The sequence below is a fragment of the Vibrio sp. 10N.222.46.A1 genome (genome assembly GCF_041473595.1).
Taxonomy (GTDB): domain Bacteria; phylum Pseudomonadota; class Gammaproteobacteria; order Enterobacterales; family Vibrionaceae; genus Vibrio; species Vibrio tasmaniensis_A.
In genome coordinates this window covers 1-377 of record NZ_JBFRSN010001756.1, presented here as the reverse complement: position 1 = coordinate 377, position 377 = coordinate 1, and the positions used below count along the sequence as shown (strand labels likewise).

At 35.3% G+C, this 377-nt stretch carries 1 pseudogene; it reads left to right on the top strand.

What is annotated here, in order from left to right:
• A pseudogene (locus AB4496_RS29185) lies at positions 1 to 377 on the top strand (hypothetical protein); the annotation flags it as partial.

The window sequence follows — 377 nt, the reverse complement described above, 5'->3', positions numbered from 1 at the left end:
GTGTTGGCTTCGAGTGATACTGAAATACCCGTTGAATCAAACATAAAAAACCTAAAGATTGATCCAATACATATCAATGAATCTTTTGACTCACCCGCTGCGAACCACAAAAGATTTACCCCAATGAATACTCAACGCTCACACCTAAACAGTCCTTCGAAAAAAAGGATCACTGAGCAGGCCTTATTGGTAATACAGGTCAGTTTTTTAGACGAACAGATTGAAAATGATTTTCAGTCGACGATATTTGGTGAAAACCAACAAAGTGTTCAAGATTATTTCCTAAAAAATAGTTATGGGAATTATAAAGTTGTTCCTGCCAAAGAAAATGAAGGAACAAAAAATGATGGTGTTATTAATATCACGCTGGATATAGA